Genomic DNA, 18,720 nt, shown 5'->3' on the forward strand with positions numbered 1-18,720 from the left:
AGGCGAAAAAAGGAGAAATGCCAAACGCGCCGCAAGATGATTCATCGTTTGCAGCACCGATAAAAAAGACGGGAACGTGCTTCGCAATCTAAAAAAGAAACGTTTTCCCGATGGCATAACGAAAAAACAGTCAGCGGAGAATTTATCGCAGCGCGACTGATGACATATAGGCGTGTATAATGCGGGGAAATGCGCATTTTTCTGCTGCATATCACCATTCACCATCGTAACCGTTAATAAAACTTCATTATGGCTCAAGGCACGTTATATATCGTTTCTGCTCCCAGTGGAGCTGGGAAATCCAGCCTGATTCAGGCGTTATTAAAAACTCAGCCGCTTTACGACACTCAGGTATCGATTTCGCATACCACGCGAGCTAAACGACCGGGAGAAAACCACGGCGAACACTATTTCTTCGTCGAAGTCGATGAATTCAAGCGTATGATTCAGAACAGTGAATTTCTGGAACATGCTGAGGTCTTCGGTAATTACTACGGTACATCTCGGCCAGCAATTGAGCAGGTATTAGCGACTGGCGTTGATGTTTTTCTGGATATCGACTGGCAAGGTGCCAAGCAAATCCGCGCTCAAATGCCGCACGCGCGCAGTATTTTCATTCTGCCGCCGTCAAAAGAAGAGCTAGCTCGCCGCCTGCGTGGCCGTGGACAAGACAGCGATGAAGTCATTGCCCGTCGTATGTCTCAGGCTGTGGCTGAAATGACGCACTACGGCGAGTATGATTACCTGATTGTGAATGATGATTTTGATCTGGCACTGCTCGATCTAAAAACCATTATTCGCGCCGAACGTCTGCGTTTGAGCAGACAAAAGGTTCGGCATGATGCATTAATCACCAAACTATTGGCAGACTGACGCCTCTTTCAGTATGATGCCCAGTCATTTTATTTCCTGTGGAGTAGCACATTATGGCACGCGTAACTGTTCAAGACGCTGTAGAGAAAATTGGTAACCGTTTTGATCTGGTGTTGGTCGCTGCTCGTCGCGCCCGTCAAATCCAGACTGGCGGCAAAGATCCGCTGGTTCCTGAAGAAAACGATAAGTACACCGTGATCGCACTGCGTGAAATCGAAGAAGGTCTGATCAACAACCAGATTCTGGATGTTCGTGACCGTCAGGAACAGCAAGAGCAGGAAGCCGCAGAGATTCAGGCGGTTACCGCGATTGCTGAAGGCCGTCGTTAATCACACCACGAGTCGCCCTTGTACATTTTCGAAAGCCTTAATCTGCTGATTCAACGTTATCTGCCAGAAGATCAGATCAAACGTTTACAGCAGGCTTACTTAGTTGCACGTGATGCTCACGAGGGGCAGACTCGCTCCAGCGGTGAACCCTATATCACGCACCCAGTTGCCGTCGCCTGTATTTTGGCGGAGATGCGTCTCGATTACGAAACGCTGATGGCAGCACTGCTGCATGATGTCATAGAAGACACCCCCGCCACCTATCAGGACATGGAACAGCTTTTCGGTAAAAGCGTTGCTGAACTGGTAGAGGGCGTGTCCAAGCTGGACAAGCTGAAGTTCCGCGATAAGAAAGAAGCGCAGGCTGAAAACTTTCGCAAAATGATCATGGCAATGGTGCAGGATATTCGCGTCATCCTGATCAAGCTCGCAGACCGTACCCATAACATGCGCACACTGGGCTCATTGCGCCCGGACAAGCGACGACGTATTGCACGCGAAACGCTGGAAATATACAGTCCGCTGGCACACCGGTTGGGTATCCATCACCTCAAAACCGAGCTGGAAGAGTTGGGTTTTGAGGCGCTGTATCCGAACCGTTATCGCGTCATTAAAGAGGTCGTCAAGGCCGCACGCGGTAACCGCAAGGAAATGATTCAGAAAATCCTGTCGGAAATCGAAGGACGTTTGACTGAAGCTGGGATTGCCTGCCGCGTCAGCGGTCGCGAAAAACACCTGTACTCCATCTACTGCAAAATGCACCTGAAAGAACAGCGTTTTCATTCCATCATGGATATTTACGCGTTTCGGGTCATCGTGAAAGAGCAGGACACCTGTTATCGCGTGCTAGGCCAGGTTCACAGCCTGTATAAACCCCGCCCAGGCCGAGTAAAAGACTATATTGCTATTCCCAAAGCCAACGGCTATCAGTCACTGCATACTTCTCTAATTGGCCCGCACGGCGTGCCAGTCGAAGTGCAGATTCGCACCGATGATATGGATCAAATGGCGGAAATGGGTGTCGCCGCGCACTGGGCCTATAAAGAAGGTGAAAGCAGCACCACCGCACAGGTACGCGCCCAACGCTGGATGCAAAGCCTGCTAGAACTCCAGCAAAGTGCCGGTAGCTCGTTTGAATTTATCGAAAGTGTTAAGTCCGATCTCTTCCCTGACGAGATGTACGTCTTTACGCCAGAAGGCCGTATTGTGGAACTCCCCGCAGGCGCAACGCCCGTCGACTTCGCCTACGCAGTACACACCGATATTGGCCACGCCTGCGTCGGCGCACGCGTCGACCGCCAGCCTTACCCGCTGTCACAGTCGCTCACCAGCGGTCAAACCGTTGAAATTATTACCGCACCCGGTGCCAGACCGAATGCCGCATGGCTTAACTTTGTGGTTAGCTCCAGAGCGCGCTCCAAAATTCGCCAGATGCTGAAAAACCTCAAGCGTGATGATTCCGTGAGTCTCGGCCGCCGCTTGCTGAACCATGCATTAGGCAATGGCCGCAAACTCTCCGACATCCCTGAAAAGTCGATTCAGCTTGAGCTTGAGCGCATGAAGCTCGCCACGCTGGACGATCTGATGGCGGAAATTGGTATGGGTAATGCCATGAGCGTCGTTGTAGCAAAAAATCTGCTGAACGAACAATCTGAACTGGGCACAACCGGGCTGCGCAAGTTGCCGATCAAGGGCGCAGATGGCGTCATGATCTCATTTGCCAAATGCTGCCGCCCCATCCCCGGCGACCCGATTATTGCCCACGTCAGCCCCGGTAAAGGGCTGGTTATTCACCATGAATCCTGCCGCAACATTCGCGGCTATCAGAAAGAACCTGAAAAATTCATGGCGGTAGAGTGGGATAAGGTGACGGAACAAGAGTTCATCGCCGAAATAAAAGTGGATATGTTCAACCATCAGGGCGCACTGGCGAATCTGACGGCCGCAATCAACGCTGCAAACTCCAATATTCAGAGCATCAACACGGAAGAGAGAGACGGTCGCGTATACAGCGTCTTCATCCGCCTCACCACCCTCGATCGCGTTCATCTGGCCAATATTATGCGTAAAATTCGCGTAATGCCGGATGTCATCAAAGTTAACCGTAACCGAAATTAATCGTTATGACTCCTCAACGTTATGCACGCATAAAAGAAATGCTCAACTGTCGTCAGCCCGATCTGACGATTTGCATGGAGCAGGTGCATAAGCCTCATAACGTTTCTGCGGTTATCCGTACAGCGGATGCCGTCGGTGTGCATGAAGTCCATGCGATTTGGCCCACCAGCCGGATGAAAACGCTGGTCTCCTCCGCCGCAGGCAGCAATAGCTGGGTGCAGGTTAAAACCCATCGCAACATAGGTGATGCGGTTGGTCACCTGAAGGCCGAAGGCATGCAGGTCCTGGCGACCAATTTGTCTGAGCACGCGGTCGATTTTCGGGAAATTGATTACACCCGCCCGACCTGTATTCTGCTCGGACAAGAAAAAACCGGTATTACAGCCGAAGCGCTCAAACTGGCAGATCGGGATATCATCATTCCGATGACCGGCATGGTGCAGTCGCTGAATGTGTCTGTGGCTTCGGCGTTGATCCTGTATGAAGCCCAGCGCCAACGTCAAATCGCCGGTATGTACCAGCGTGAAGACAGCCCGCTTGATGAAGAAGAGCAGCAGCGCCTGCTTTTTGAAGGGGGCTACCCGGTACTGGCGCGCGTCGCAAAACATAAAGGGCTGCCTCGCCCTTATATTGACCATCAGGGTCAGATTGTAGCGGATACCCCGTGGTGGGCCGCGATGCAATCCTCGGAGTGCTGATGAAAGGCCGCCTGCTGAACACCCAACCGCTGAGTACACTTGCTGGCGTGGGTGCAAGTCAGGCAGCGAAGCTCGCACGACTTGGGCTGGAAACCGTGCAGGATCTCCTACTGCACTTACCTCTGCGCTACGAAGACCGCACGCATCTTTACCCGATTGGCGACCTCCTCCCCGGTATGTATGCCACTGTGGAAGGTGAAATCCTACGCAATGACATCACCTTTGGCAGCCGTCGCATGTTGACCTGCCAAATCAGCGACGGCAGCGGCATGCTGACCATGCGCTTCTTCAATTTCAGCGCCGCGATGAAAAACAGCCTCGCACCGGGACAGCGCGTTACCGCTTATGGCGAAATCAAGCGTGGCAAAATCGGCGCGGAAATCATCCATCCTGAATATCGTGTTCAGGGGGATAGTACGCAGGTCGAGTTACAAGAATCGCTCACGCCAGTTTACCCCTCCACAGAGGGCGTTCGTCAGGCGACGCTCCGCAGACTTACCGATCAGGCGCTGGCGTTGCTCGATGCAAACCACATCGATGAGCTGCTGCCTGAATCTCTAAGCCGATCGCTCATTAGCCTGCCGGACGCACTACGCACGTTACATCGTCCTCCGCCGGATATGCAGCTCAGCGAGCTTGAGCACGGGAAACACCCAGCACAGCAGCGGCTGATTATGGAAGAACTGCTGGCGCATAATTTGAGCATGCTCGCGGTACGAGCGGGGGAGCAGCGGCATAAAGCTTCGCCGCTACAGGCGCAAGACGGTTTGAAGCAACGGCTGCTCGCTGCCCTGCCGTTCAAACCCACACAGGCGCAAGAACGTGTCGTAGCCGAAATTGAAACGGATATGGCGAAAGACTTCCCGATGATGCGTCTGGTGCAGGGCGATGTCGGTTCAGGGAAAACGCTGGTCGCTGCGCTGGCAGCATTACGTGCCATTGCCAACGGTAAACAGGTTGCATTGATGGCGCCAACAGAGCTATTGGCCGAACAGCACGCCCATAATTTCCGTCAGTGGTTTGAACCGCTAGGGCTTGAAGTGGGCTGGCTAGCTGGCAAACAAAAAGGGAAAGCGCGTCAGGTGCAGCAGGATGCCATCGCCAACGGTCAGGTTTCCATGGTTGTCGGGACGCACGCTATTTTTCAGCAGCAGGTGAAATTCAACGGGCTGACATTGGTCATCATTGACGAACAGCACCGCTTTGGCGTGCATCAACGCCTTGCGCTGTGGGAAAAAGGCGAAGAACAGGGATTTCATGCCCATCAATTGATTATGACCGCAACACCGATTCCCCGTACGCTGGCGATGACGGCCTATGCCGATCTGGATACGTCCGTCATTGATGAACTGCCGCCGGGCAGAACGCCCGTCACCACGGTCGCGATACCAGATTCACGCCGCAGCGACATTATCGAACGCGTGAGTAATGCCTGTCAGCAGGAAGGGCGACAGGCCTATTGGGTGTGTACGCTGATCGAAGAATCCGACCTCTTGGAAGCACAGGCCGCAGAAGCCACCAGCGAAGAACTGAAGGCAGCCCTGCCGAATCTCAAGGTCGGATTGGTCCACGGTCGCATGAAAGCGCAGGAAAAGCAGGCAGTAATGCAGGCCTTCAAACAGGGCGAACTGCAACTGCTGGTAGCGACCACCGTCATAGAGGTCGGTGTGGATGTACCCAATGCCAGCCTGATGATCATTGAAAACCCGGAGCGTCTGGGTCTGGCGCAGCTGCACCAGTTGCGCGGGCGCGTCGGACGCGGCGCGGTGGCATCTCACTGCGTGCTGCTCTACAAAACGCCAATGAGCAAGACTGCACAAAAGCGGCTCCAGGTTCTACGCGATAGCAACGATGGCTTTGTTATCGCGCAGCGCGATCTGGAAATTCGCGGGCCGGGTGAATTATTAGGTACGCGCCAGACGGGCAATGCTGAGTTTAAAGTCGCTGACCTCCTGCGCGATCAGGATCTCATTCCACAGGTACAGCGCGTTGCGCGCCATCTTCATGAGCACTATCCCGAGCATGCCATTGCGCTAATCGAGCGCTGGCTGCCAGAGCGCGCACGCTACACTAACGCCTAACCACAGCAGCGTATTCTTCATTTTTCCTAAAAGTATCCCCTTAAATAATAAGGCCTTGCTCATCAGACAAAATTCATATCGAAAAGATGAGTTAGCAAACGTTTGCTTTCAGCAAAGAGATCATTAAAATGCGCTCTTTGTCGTTTCAGGAACGCCAACTTACATCATGACTACCACCACGGAAACGTCCCAAACAGAAGCCGCTGCCGCACCTCAGCGCAGTGAACTCATCTATCATCTTGAAGACAGACCGCCGCTGCCGCAAACGCTGTTCGCCGCCAGTCAGCACTTGCTTGCCATGTTTGTTGCGGTGATTACCCCCGCGCTACTGATCTGTCAGGCATTAGGTCTACCCGCTGAGGATACGCAGCGCATCATCAGCATGTCGCTTTTCGCTTCCGGTCTGGCTTCTATTCTCCAAATTAAAACCTGGGGCCCTGTCGGTTCTGGTCTGCTGTCGATTCAGGGCACTAGCTTTAACTTCGTGACGCCGCTGATTATGGGTGGACTGGCGCTGAAAAACGGCGGGGCGGATGTTCCCACGATGATGGCAGCACTGTTCGGTACGCTGATGGTCGCTTCCTTCACCGAAATCATTCTTTCACGCTTCCTGCATTTAACCCGACGCATTATTACCCCGCTGGTTTCCGGTATTGTGGTGATGATCATTGGTCTGTCGCTGATTCAGGTCGGCCTGACCTCCATCGGCGGCGGCTATGCCGCAATGGGTAATAACACCTTCGGTGCGCCCAAGAACTTACTATTAGCGGGGGCGGTACTGCTGGTTATTATTCTGCTTAACCGCCAACGTAACCCTTACCTGCGCGTCGCCTCGCTGGTGATTGCCATGGCGGTGGGTTACCTGGGTGCCTGGTTGATGGGAATGCTGCCGGAAAGCGCCCCTGCTCAAAATGACACGATTATTATGGTGCCTACGCCTCTGCATTACGGTCTAGGCTTTGACTGGAACCTGTTGATTCCGCTGATGCTGGTCTTCATGGTGACCTCGTTAGAAACCATCGGTGACATCACCGCGACCTCCGACGTTTCAGAGCAGCCAGTCAGAGGCCCGCTGTATATGAAACGCTTAAAAGGCGGCGTGCTGGCAAATGGTCTGAACTCGTGTCTTTCTGCCGTATTCAATACCTTCCCTAACTCTTGCTTCGGCCAGAATAACGGCGTCATCCAGCTTACCGGGGTTGCCAGCCGCTATGTGGGCTTCGTGGTTTCGCTGATGCTGATCGTGCTGGGGTTGTTCCCTGCCGTTAGCGGATTTGTACAACATATTCCAGAGCCGGTTTTGGGCGGCGCGACTATCGTGATGTTTGGTACGATCGCCGCTTCCGGTGTGCGTATTGTGTCCCGTGAGCCGTTGAACCGTCGTGCTATCATGATTATTGCGCTGTCGCTGGCTGTCGGTCTTGGCGTATCGCAGCAGCCACTGATTCTGCAATTCGCACCGGATTGGATTAAAACATTACTGTCTTCCGGTATTGCCGCTGGCGGGATTACGGCAATCGTGCTGAATATCGTCTTCCCACACGAAGAAAAATAGCACCAGCCCGCAATAATTTCTGTTCAATTCATGTAAAAGCGAGCGGTGATGTAACTCCGCTCGCTTTTTACTGTCTGTAACAGCATTATCTATTGAGCCTTCTGGAAAATTGCGGCATAAGAACAGTTATCCCTGACGATTGGCATGGACTGACACGATGAAATTTATCGGGAAATTATTGCTGACCCTACTGCTGCTAGCCTTTTTAGCGCTAGTGGTCGTATACGTACTACTGCAAACCCGTTGGGCGGCAGGCTGGTTGAGTAATTGGGTGAACCAAAACACCCACTACCAGTTATCGCTGGGAAAAATTAATCATGACTGGTCAACAGCCGATCATATCCAGCTCACTGACGTCAGTTTTGGCCAGAAAAACCAGCCACCGACACTCACAGCAAAACAGGTTTCCGCAGGGTTTAGCGTGCGCCAGATTACCGAACCACGCCATTTCGCCAGTCTCGAATTGGAAGGCGGTACGCTGAATCTTTCCTCACAGGCAGCCACACTCCCTATCGAAGCCGATGTGCTACAACTGCGTACAATGGCACTACAGGCAAAAGACGGCGATTGGCGACTGAATGGTCAACAAATCAACGGCGGTATTATGCCGTGGCAGCCCGAAGCGGGTTATCTACTGGGCAAACAAGGGCAGTTCCAACTCAGCGCCCGTTTACTCGAACTCAATGATATTCCCGCCAGCCAGGTATTGGTTCAGGGCGAAATCAACCACAATCAGCTGATTTTGAGTAATTTCGGCGCTGACGTCGCTCAGGGACAGTTAACGGGCAACGCCAGCCGCGCAGAAGATGGTAGTTGGCAGATCGGTAGCCTACGACTCAGCAATGTTCGTTTGCAAACTCAGGGAACACCAGAAACCTTCTGGCAGCCCGTCACGGAACTGCCCTCTGTTACGGTTAATCGCTTTAACTTGATTGGTGCCCGCATTGAAGGGCCTGGGTGGGCGTTTATTGATCTTGATGTCTCACTGCAAAATGTCACGTTTAAGCAGAATGACTGGCAGAGCGAAGGTGGAACGCTGTCATTCAATGCGACCGACATTGTGAACGGCAACATGCACCTTATCGACCCTATCGTGAATCTGGATTTGTCACCGGCGGGTGTTAACATCAAGCAGTTTTCTACGCGCTGGGAAGGGGGGTTGCTGCGAACCAACGGCAACTGGCAGCGTAGTAACCACCGTTTACAGCTGAATGAATTTGTTGTCGCAGGAATGGAATACACGCTCCCCGCCGACTGGCGTCAGCGCTGGCAAGCAACGCTGCCATCATGGCTGGCAGAAGTGAATGTGCGAAAACTCACGGCAAATCGCAACTTGCTGATCGATATCAACCCAGATTTCCCCTTCCAACTAACCGCATTGGATGGCTACGGCAGCGATTTACTGCTGGCTCGCAACCACCAGTGGGGAATGTGGACAGGATCGTTGAATCTTAATGCCAGCGATGCGACGTTCAATAAAATCGATGTGCGCCGTCCTTCAATGGCACTGGTAGCCGACGATAACCAGATCGCCATTAACGAACTCAGCGCATTTACGCAAAATGGCATGCTGGATGCCAAGGCAACGATCAACCAGCAACCAGCACGCAATTTCTCCCTGTCGCTGACAGGACGCGCCGTACCGCTGGATGTTCTGACGCATTGGGGATGGCCAGAACCCGCAACCGCACCGACGGGTAACACGAATCTGCAATTGCAGTTGAATGGGCGACTGGCTGCCGATACGCCGCTGAAGCCGACACTAAACGGTACGCTGCAAGGCGTGGACAGCAACGACCACCCAGTGAGGCAGCAAATACATCAGGGAGCCGTGACAGAAACGCAGTAACTATATAATTTTCAAAACCACGAATTTTCAAAATATAGTTTTTTAAAACGATGGCTTTCAGAATATCTACAATGCCACCGTTCGCGGAAAAAACGCATGATTCCCCGTGATACTCACGGAGTTTACTCTCTGGCGTTAGGGGATGGGGAGATGGAAATAGCGTCAGAATAGACGCTACAGGCTAATCAATTTCCGACCCGCCTTCTTCCAGCGGCGCGTCCGGCTGCGCAGGCAACACCATATAAACACCTTCAAATAACGCCCCTTTATTATCATCACCAAATAGCTCGACATTTAACTGTACGCGCGCCTTACGCCCACGCGCAAGACGATCCAAATCGCCACTCAACGAGCCTAAATCAGCAATCGCGCTCGGCCGACCACTCACTGGCGCACTGTAGCGGATGTGCGCATCCGCCAAAATAATCGTTCCCCCGAGATGTCTTTCACGCAACAACAGCCAGATCAATCCCCAGCCGGTGAGCGTAGCGAGAGAAAACATGCTGCCAGCAAAAAGCGTATGGTGCGGGTTCTGATTACCCGCTTCAGGCATGGTGGTGATAAATTTTTTGCCAGTATATTGGCTTATCCGCACGCCCATTTTCTCACTCAAAGGGATGTGCTCATACCAGGCCTGTTGCAACTGTCCACACCAGTCAGGGCGGTGCAAAATATCATCCAGTGTCACCACCGGTTTAATCATCAGGAAGTGCCGCACGGGTGTGGTTTGTGGCGCGGTGATCTCTCCCTGATTAACAAAGCCCAGTTTGGAGAAGAAATCCATTGCATCTTCTCGGGCGCTACAGACCACGCGCTTGACGCTTTCCTGACGCGCGACTGACTCCAGAGTAATCGCAAGCAGCGTTCCTAACCCTTTCCCTCGGACGTCGGGGTGAACCGCTAAAAAACGGATTGCCGCTTCATTATCCGCATTGATAGAAAGACGCCCAATCGCAACCAGCCTTCCCTGTTCATCCACCACAGTTTGGTGATGTGCCAACGCATCATAGGCATCCCGCTCGGAGCCCAGCGGCTGGTGCAGAGGTTTACGCAGCATTTCCCAGCGAAATTGATAGTACGCATCCAGTTCTTCCGCGCTTTCAGGTACTCTCAAATGATACATAACCCTTCCTCTATGCCGAGATGCCTCATTGCATCAAGGTTCATGAAATCAGACTGTTGAAGCAAATTTATACGCGGAACGGCAACGGTAATAGCACGTTACAGACCTATGACGCGATAACGCTATGTCTGTAACCAGAACGTCACTGGGCCGTCATTCACCAATGCCACTTTCATATCTGCCGCAAACTGCCCCGTTTCCGTGTGAATACCTTGCTCACGACACTGTCCGACAAAATACTGATAGAGGCGATCGGCCTCTGAGGGATGCGCACCGCGAGAAAAACCAGGCCGCATGCCACGCTGCGTATCGGCAACTAGCGTAAACTGTGAAACCACCAGCACATTGCCGCCAGCCTGACGAACATTAAGATTCATTTTCCCGTCATCGTCACCGAATATGCGGTAACCCAACACGCGTTCGCAGAGTCGCGTGGCTTTTTGTTCGTCATCGCCTTGCTCAACGCCCAGCAAGATCAGTAAGCCTTTATCGATTTCCCCAACCACACTGCCTTCTACCGTAACGCTGGCGCTGGATACTCGTTGAATTAGCGCAATCATAAAACCCAACTACTCCTGATGTTATCATTCCCAATAGGGGCTGTGTCCGCCCCAGCGATATAAATCATGCTTTGGCCGTCGTTGCCTGCATAGCGAAAAAGTTCGGCACCACCTGACGATCGGTCACCAAAACACTGTGAATTCCAAGGCTCTGTGCGGCATCGACATTTGCGGAATTATCGTCAAAAAAGACGACTTGCTCTGGCGTCACGTCTTCTTGCGTCAGGACATATTGATAAATCGCCAATTCCGGCTTACGCAACCCAATATCTTGCGACAGGTAGAGCCTGTCGGCTGCCGTCGCCACTTCTGGGAATAGCGCAGGCCAGTGTGAACAGTGGAGACGATTAGTATTCGACAGAATCACCACGCGGTGCCCTTCCTGACGCAGGCGCTGCATGATGTCGATAACCTCAGGACGCAACGCGACAAAAATAGCCTGCCAGCCAGCGGTGAATTGTTCGAAGCTCAGGGCGATGCCCATTTCCTGGCACAGTCTGGTGGCAAATTCCTCGTCGCTGATCTCACCCCGCTCATGCTGTTCAAACGCCTCGCCCATGACAAAACGCTCTTGCAACGTCGCGAGCGGCGCGCTGCTCAGATTACTCCAGACACCCAATACTCTATTGAAATCAATATCTATGACGACATTGCCTAAATCAAAGATATACAGCATGGCAGTGACCTCCTGACGTAATCGTAGGATTTTCACTGTAGCGGGAAATGGCGAAACTGAACAGGGAGGAAATATAAAGGAAAGGTTAAAGTGGAAGAAAGCGCATAAAATTCAGGGCACCCGAAGGTGCCCTGTTTCGTAACAAGACAAATCCGTCTGAAATTAGACGTCTTTGCTGCCGCGGCTAGCGCGTTTACGATCGTTTTCGGTCAGGTGACGCTTACGAATACGGATAGACTGTGGCGTAACTTCAACCAATTCGTCGTCATCAATGAACTCCAGCGCTTGTTCCAGAGACATTTTGATCGCCGGAACCAGTGTGGTTGCTTCATCGGTACCCGATGCACGCATGTTGGTCAGTTTCTTACCGGTCAGACAGTTTACTGTCAGATCGTTAGAACGTGAGTGAATACCGATGATCTGGCCTTCATACACTTCTGCACCGTGTCCGAGGAACAGCTTACCGCGATCTTGCAGGCTGAACAGTGCAAACGCGACCGCTTTACCTTGACCGTTGGAAACCAGCACGCCGTTCTGACGCTGACCGATTTCACCTGGACGCACGTCATCGTAGTGGCTGAACGTGGAGTACAGCAGACCGGTACCAGACGTCATGGTCATGAATTCGGTACGGAAACCGATCAGACCGCGAGCTGGGATCAGGTAATCCAGACGGATACGACCCTTGCCATCTGGGATCATGTCTTTCACATCACCTTTACGCTCACCCATGGCTTGCATGACTGAACCTTGGTGCTGTTCTTCGATGTCCAGCGTCACGTTTTCAAACGGCTCTTGGTTACGACCGTCGATAACGCGGTTGATAACTTTCGGACGTGATACGGCCAGTTCAAAGCCTTCACGACGCATGTTTTCGATCAGAACTGACAGGTGCAATTCACCACGGCCAGAAACGCGGAACGCATCAGCGTCTTCGGTTTCGTCAACGCGCAGAGCAACGTTGTGCACCAGCTCTTTGTTCAGACGCTCCAGAATCTGGCGCGACGTTACATACTTACCTTCTTTACCGCAGAATGGTGAAGTATTAACGTTGAAGAACATGGTAACGGTAGGTTCATCGACGCTCAGTGCTGGCAGCGCTTCGACATTCTGCGGATCGCAGATAGTGTCGGAAATGTTCAGCTCGCCCAGACCGGTGATCGCGATGATATCGCCTGCTTCCGCTTCAGTCGCGTCGATACGCTCCAGACCCAGGTGAGTCAGAACTTTACCTACTTTACCGTTACGGGTTTTGCCTTCGCTATCAACAATAGTGACTTGTTGGTTAGGCTTAACTTTACCGCGCTTGATACGGCCGATACCGATAACGCCAACATAGTTGTTGTAGTCCAGCTGAGAGATCTGCATCTGGAACGGCGCATCCATCTCAACCTGAGGCGGAGAAACGTGATCGACAATCGCCTGATACAGCGGAGTCATATCTTCCGCCATGTCGGTATGGTCGAGACCCGCGATACCATTCAGCGCAGAAGCATAAATGATCGGGAAATCCAGCTGCTCGTCAGTCGCATCCAGGTTCACAAACAGGTCGAATACCTGATCGACAACCCAGTCAGGACGCGCACCAGGACGGTCAACTTTGTTGATAACCACAATGGGTTTCAGACCGTTGGCAAATGCTTTTTTGGTCACGAAACGCGTTTGCGGCATCGGGCCATCCATCGCATCAACAACCAGCAGTACCGAGTCAACCATCGACATTACACGCTCAACCTCGCCGCCGAAGTCGGCGTGTCCCGGGGTATCTACGATGTTAATACGGTAGTCTTTCCAATTAATGGCGGTATTTTTTGCGAGGATGGTAATTCCACGCTCTTTCTCCAAATCGTTGGAGTCCATTACACGCTCGGTTGCTTCGACACGTTCACCGAACGTTCCGGATTGTTGCAACAGCTTGTCAACCAGGGTGGTTTTCCCATGGTCAACGTGCGCAATAATGGCGATGTTACGCAAATTTTCGATCACAGCTTTGCCTCAGGCATTTAGAAATAGCGCGCTATTGTACACGTATTAATCGAGGGACTAAACAAGATCACAAGCATCTATGATAAACAACCTAGAGCTGCCTGCTTTGTGATCCCTTTCACGGTGCAAAAGCGCTACAAGCGAACATGAATGCACTAAATTAGTGCAATAATTCACATATGGAGCACCATTTTGGTGCTTTAGACTATAATGGTGCAGTGGGTTTACGTGAGAAAGCCCCAAGGAGCAACACATTGCACACATTTAAAAAGTTGGCACACTTTTAGCTTTAGTCTACTCACGGCAACAACATCAATCCACAACGATATTCGTTCCATGACGATAAATGACCAATCGGGAGAACCAAGTATGTCCGCAGAACATGTTTTGACGATGCTGAATGAGCACGAAGTGAAGTTTGTTGATTTACGCTTCACTGATACTAAAGGTAAAGAGCAGCACGTCACCATTCCGGCTCATCAAGTCAATGCCGACTTCTTCGAAGAAGGTAAAATGTTTGATGGTTCCTCGATTGGCGGCTGGAAAGGTATTAACGAGTCAGACATGGTTCTGATGCCCGATGCCAGCACCGCAATGATCGATCCGTTCTTCGAAGATTCTACACTGATCATTCGTTGTGACATCCTTGAGCCAGGCACAATGCAAGGCTATGACCGCGACCCGCGTTCTATCGCGAAACGTGCGGAAGATTTCCTGCGTTCTTCAGGCATTGCCGATACCGTCCTGTTCGGGCCTGAACCAGAATTCTTCCTGTTCGATGACATCCGTTTCGGCAGCAGCACGTCCGGTTCTCACGTTGCTATCGACGACATCGAAGCTTACTGGAACTCCGGTAAAGCATACGAAGGCGGTAACAAAGGTCACCGTCCAGGTCTGAAAGGCGGCTACTTCCCAGTTCCACCAGTCGATTCATCACAGGACATCCGTTCTGCAATGTGTCTGACCATGGAGCAAATGGGTCTGGTTGTTGAAGCTCACCACCACGAAGTGGCTACCGCTGGTCAGAACGAAGTGGCTACCCGCTTCAACACCATGACCAAAAAAGCTGACGAAATTCAGATCTACAAATATGTCGTGCATAACGTGGCTCACGCTTACGGTAAAACCGCGACCTTCATGCCAAAACCAATGTTCGGTGATAACGGTTCAGGTATGCACTGCCACATGTCTCTGTCTAAAGACGGTACTAACCTGTTCGCTGGCGACAAATACGGCGGCCTGTCTGAAATGGCGCTGTTCTACATCGGCGGTGTTATCAAGCACGCTAAAGCCATCAACGCCTTGGCGAACCCGACCACTAACTCCTACAAGCGTCTGGTCCCAGGCTACGAAGCACCTGTTATGCTGGCTTACTCTGCCCGTAACCGTTCTGCTTCAATCCGTATCCCAGTGGTTGCTAGCCCGAAAGCACGTCGTATCGAAGCACGCTTCCCGGATCCAGCAGCTAACCCATACCTGTGCTTCGCTGCACTGCTGATGGCTGGCCTCGACGGCATCATCAACAAAATCCACCCTGGCGATGCGATGGACAAAAACCTGTACGACCTGCCGCCAGAAGAAGAAGCAGAGATTCCAAAAGTTGCAGGTTCTCTGGACGAGGCCCTGGCTGCACTGAACGAAGACCGTGAGTTCCTGACTCGTGGTGGCGTGTTCACCGACGACGCTATCGACGCGTACATCGAGCTGCGTAAGCCTGAGATTGACCGCGTTCGTATGACGCCGCACCCAGTTGAGTTCGAACTGTACTACAGCGTTTAATAACGACAGCGTTTAATTTCTATACCCTAAATAATTCAAGTTGCGTGAAGGCGGCAACCGCACGAATCCCCAGGAGCTTACATGAGTAAATGACTGGGGTGAGTAAGGGCAGACAACGCACAAGCGGCTTGAAGTATGACGGGTATACCTCGGCGTGGTTGGGTGTGCTGATACCCGACCATGACCGATAAACAACAGAATACTAAGAAGTTTGTTTTTGTTGCCGTGGAAACGCTTCAGCCCATCTTCGGATGGGCTTTTTTCACCACCGGCATTGGCCGTTGCGACGTAACATCCATCATCCACACTACAATGCACCACGACGGTGCGGGAGTCTGCGTTATGGCAACAGGCACGCTGCCCGATGCTGGGCAGATCCTAAATTCCCTGATAAACAGCATCTTATTGCTGGATAACGATCTGGCGATTCACTATTCCAACCCGGCAGCACAGCAATTACTGGCACAAAGCTCGCGTAAATTATCCGGCACGCCGCTGCCCGATTTGCTGGGATACTTTTCTCTGAATATCGATTTACTGCGTGAAAGTCTGGATTCAGGGCAAGGCTTTACGGATAACGAAGTCACCATCGTCGTAGATGGCAAAGCGCACATCATGTCGCTCACCGCTCAGCGGGTACAGAACGATTTTATCCTACTGGAAATGGCGCCGATGGATAACCAGCGCCGTCTCAGTCAGGAACAGCTTCAACATGCGCAGCAGCAGGCCGCCCGTGATTTGGTCCGGGGTCTGGCGCATGAGATAAAAAATCCGCTTGGCGGATTGCGCGGTGCCGCACAGTTGCTTGCTAAAGCACTGCCTGACCCAGCGTTGACGGAATACACCAAGGTCATTATCGAACAGGCGGACCGCCTGCGTAATCTGGTTGATCGCCTGCTTGGGCCACAGCAGCCCGGCCTGCACGTCACCCAAAGCATCCATCAGGTTGCTGAACGCGTTTGCCAGCTTGTCTCACTGGAAAAGCCCGATAACGTGACGCTGGTGAAAGACTATGACCCCAGCCTGCCGGAACTGACGCACGACCCCGATCAGATTGAACAGGTACTGCTGAATATTACCCGCAATGCGCTACAAGCGCTGGGCGAGGAAGGCGGGACGATTACGATACGTACCCGCACGGCTTTTCAGCTCACGTTACACGGTGTGCGCTATCGTCTCGCCGCTCGAATTGACGTGGAAGATGACGGCCCCGGCGTACCCGCTCAGCTACAGGACACGCTGTTTTACCCGATGGTGAGCGGACGCGAAGGAGGCACCGGTTTAGGGCTTTCCATCGCCCGCAGTCTTATCGACCAGCACTCCGGTAAAATTGAATTTAACAGTTGGCCAGGACACACCGAATTCTCGGTTTATCTGCCTATTCGCCAGTGAGGTTACAATGCAACGAGGGATAGTCTGGATTGTCGATGACGATAGCTCCATCCGTTGGGTGCTTGAGCGCGCGCTTGCTGGTGCGGGTTTAACCTGTGCAACGTTTGAGAACGGAAATCAGGTACTGCATGCGCTGGCGACACAAACGCCTGACGTTCTGCTGTCCGACATCCGTATGCCAGGAATGGATGGATTAGCGCTCTTACAGCAAATCAAACAGCGCCACCCAATGCTCCCGGTCATCATTATGACGGCACATTCCGATTTGGATGCCGCGGTTAGCGCTTATCAACAGGGTGCGTTCGACTATTTGCCGAAGCCATTCGATATTGATGAAGCCGTTGCGCTGGTTGAGCGCGCGATCAGCCATTATCTGGAACAGCAGCAGCCGGTACGTAACCAACCGATCAACGGTCCGACAACGGACATTATCGGCGAAGCCCCCGCGATGCAGGATGTCTTTCGCATCATCGGCCGCCTGTCTCGCTCGTCGATCAGCGTACTGATTAATGGCGAATCGGGAACCGGTAAAGAGCTGGTAGCACACGCCCTGCATCGCCACAGCCCGCGTACCAAAGCCCCTTTTATCGCGCTGAATATGGCGGCCATTCCCAAGGATTTGATCGAATCAGAACTGTTCGGCCATGAAAAAGGCGCGTTTACGGGCGCAAACCAGATTCGTCAGGGCCGCTTTGAGCAAGCCGATGGCGGTACACTGTTTCTGGATGAAATCGGCGATATGCCGCTAGACGTACAAACACGTCTGTTACGCGTATTGGCAGACGGGCAGTTTTATCGCGTTGGCGGTTATGCTGCGGTAAAAGTGGATGTTCGTATTATCGCGGCAACGCACCAAAATCTTGAACAACGCGTGCAGGAAGGCAAATTCCGCGATGACCTGTTTCATCGCCTGAATGTGATCCGCGTTCATCTGCCACCGCTACGTGAACGTCGGGAAGATATCCCCCGTCTGGCACGTTATTTCTTGCAGGCTACGGCCAAAGAACTGGGCGTCGAGCCGAAGAATCTGCATCCAGAAGCGGAAACAGCGCTAACTCGTTTACCGTGGCCTGGCAACGTGCGCCAATTGGAAAACACCTGTCGCTGGTTGACTGTCATGGCCGCCGGTCAGGAAGTACTCATTCAGGACCTGCCTCCTGAACTGTTCGAGACCACCGCACCTGATTCCACCGTGCATATTCTGCCAGACAGTTGGGCCACGCTGTTGGCACAATGGGCCGATCGCGCACTGCGTTCCGGTCATCAAAACCTGTTGGCAGAAGCACAGCCAGAAATGGAAAGGACGTTGCTGACAACGGCACTGCGGCACACGCAGGGGCATAAACAGGAAGCGGCAAGATTGTTAGGATGGGGCAGAAATACTCTGACGCGTAAATTAAAAGAGCTGGGGATGGAGTAGCGAGATTGCTTTTTTATTGCTCAATTGTTAACAAGTGATTTGGTGATAAAAAATACAATCCGGCGCACGAAATTGTCATTAATTTGTACTTTACTTGCCTCGAGTCAGCAGTATGATCGTGTCGCTGATTCGGGAGGAACACCATGCTGGATTCATTGATTTCCGTTGCAACACATTCTGTTGCAACACATGGCGCTGAAATTGGCTCCGCGGCAAGCCATTCGCCGCAGGCTGCTATTGCCGCCGTTTTGTGTGCCGCACTGATTAACTTCTTTAGTTAA

The 18,720-nt window shown here is 52.3% G+C and carries 15 protein-coding genes; 11 read left to right on the forward strand and 4 right to left on the reverse strand.

Annotation, left to right across the window (positions count from 1 at the left end; all coding sequences use genetic code 11):
- Positions 1–249: 249 nt before the first annotated feature.
- From gmk to K7X24_RS08990, 7 genes are all read left to right on the forward strand, one after another.
- The gene (gene gmk / locus K7X24_RS08960; protein ID WP_095701105.1) at positions 250–873 is read left to right on the forward strand and encodes a guanylate kinase; all 624 of its coding nucleotides are present in this window, start codon (positions 250–252) and stop codon (positions 871–873) included.
- A 53-nt stretch (positions 874–926) separates the two neighbouring features.
- Positions 927–1,202, forward strand: coding sequence for a DNA-directed RNA polymerase subunit omega (gene rpoZ, locus K7X24_RS08965; protein WP_005968230.1), 276 nt, complete (start codon positions 927–929; stop codon positions 1,200–1,202).
- 18 nt (positions 1,203–1,220) lie between these two features.
- Positions 1,221–3,320 (forward strand): bifunctional GTP diphosphokinase/guanosine-3',5'-bis pyrophosphate 3'-pyrophosphohydrolase, encoded by a 2,100-nt coding sequence (spoT, locus tag K7X24_RS08970; protein ID WP_095701104.1) that lies wholly within the window; start codon positions 1,221–1,223, stop codon positions 3,318–3,320.
- Positions 3,321–3,325: 5 nt separating this feature from the next.
- Positions 3,326–4,018 carry a tRNA (guanosine(18)-2'-O)-methyltransferase TrmH gene (gene trmH, locus K7X24_RS08975; RefSeq protein ID WP_224554394.1) on the forward strand — a complete coding sequence of 231 codons (693 nt, stop codon included), beginning with the start codon at positions 3,326–3,328 and terminating at the stop codon, positions 4,016–4,018.
- A complete protein-coding gene (gene recG / locus K7X24_RS08980; protein WP_224554396.1) occupies positions 4,018–6,099 on the forward strand; it encodes an ATP-dependent DNA helicase RecG in 2,082 nt (693 codons plus the stop codon). Before trmH ends, recG begins: the two co-directional genes overlap by 1 nt.
- A 166-nt stretch (positions 6,100–6,265) precedes the next feature.
- Positions 6,266–7,654 carry a nucleobase:cation symporter-2 family protein gene (locus K7X24_RS08985; protein WP_224554398.1) on the forward strand — a complete coding sequence of 463 codons (1,389 nt, stop codon included), beginning with the start codon at positions 6,266–6,268 and terminating at the stop codon, positions 7,652–7,654.
- Between the two features lie 157 nt (positions 7,655–7,811).
- The gene (locus K7X24_RS08990) at positions 7,812–9,503 is read left to right on the forward strand and encodes an AsmA family protein (protein ID WP_224554401.1); all 1,692 of its coding nucleotides are present in this window, start codon (positions 7,812–7,814) and stop codon (positions 9,501–9,503) included.
- A gap of 181 nt (positions 9,504–9,684) precedes the next feature.
- Here K7X24_RS08990 and fabY read toward each other — a convergent pair whose 3' ends face one another.
- The 4 genes from fabY to typA form a co-directional block, all read right to left on the reverse strand.
- Complete coding sequence (gene fabY / locus K7X24_RS08995; protein ID WP_224554403.1) at positions 9,685–10,626, reverse strand: fatty acid biosynthesis protein FabY; 942 nt, start codon at positions 10,624–10,626, stop codon at positions 9,685–9,687.
- A gap of 122 nt (positions 10,627–10,748) precedes the next feature.
- Positions 10,749–11,186 (reverse strand): D-aminoacyl-tRNA deacylase, encoded by a 438-nt coding sequence (gene dtd / locus K7X24_RS09000; RefSeq protein ID WP_103971638.1) that lies wholly within the window; start codon positions 11,184–11,186, stop codon positions 10,749–10,751.
- Between the two features lie 64 nt (positions 11,187–11,250).
- Positions 11,251–11,862, reverse strand: coding sequence for a glucose-1-phosphatase (gene yihX / locus K7X24_RS09005; RefSeq protein WP_224554405.1), 612 nt, complete (start codon positions 11,860–11,862; stop codon positions 11,251–11,253).
- 162 nt (positions 11,863–12,024) lie between these two features.
- Positions 12,025–13,848, reverse strand: a complete 1,824-nt coding sequence (gene typA, locus K7X24_RS09010; RefSeq protein ID WP_103862859.1) for a ribosome-dependent GTPase TypA — start codon at positions 13,846–13,848, stop codon at positions 12,025–12,027.
- A 369-nt stretch (positions 13,849–14,217) separates the two neighbouring features.
- Between typA and glnA the strand changes: the two genes are divergently transcribed.
- From glnA to K7X24_RS09030, 4 genes are all read left to right on the forward strand, one after another.
- A complete protein-coding gene (glnA, locus tag K7X24_RS09015; RefSeq protein WP_103862860.1) occupies positions 14,218–15,627 on the forward strand; it encodes a glutamate--ammonia ligase in 1,410 nt (469 codons plus the stop codon).
- Between the two features lie 342 nt (positions 15,628–15,969).
- A complete protein-coding gene (gene glnL, locus K7X24_RS09020) occupies positions 15,970–17,019 on the forward strand; it encodes a nitrogen regulation protein NR(II) (protein ID WP_010298136.1) in 1,050 nt (349 codons plus the stop codon).
- Between the two features lie 7 nt (positions 17,020–17,026).
- Positions 17,027–18,439 (forward strand): nitrogen regulation protein NR(I), encoded by a 1,413-nt coding sequence (gene glnG, locus K7X24_RS09025; RefSeq protein ID WP_039349760.1) that lies wholly within the window; start codon positions 17,027–17,029, stop codon positions 18,437–18,439.
- Positions 18,440–18,582: 143 nt separating this feature from the next.
- Complete coding sequence (locus K7X24_RS09030; protein ID WP_224554407.1) at positions 18,583–18,720, forward strand: YshB family small membrane protein; 138 nt, start codon at positions 18,583–18,585, stop codon at positions 18,718–18,720.

Source organism: Pectobacterium versatile (assembly GCF_020166435.1).
Classification (GTDB): domain Bacteria; phylum Pseudomonadota; class Gammaproteobacteria; order Enterobacterales; family Enterobacteriaceae; genus Pectobacterium; species Pectobacterium versatile.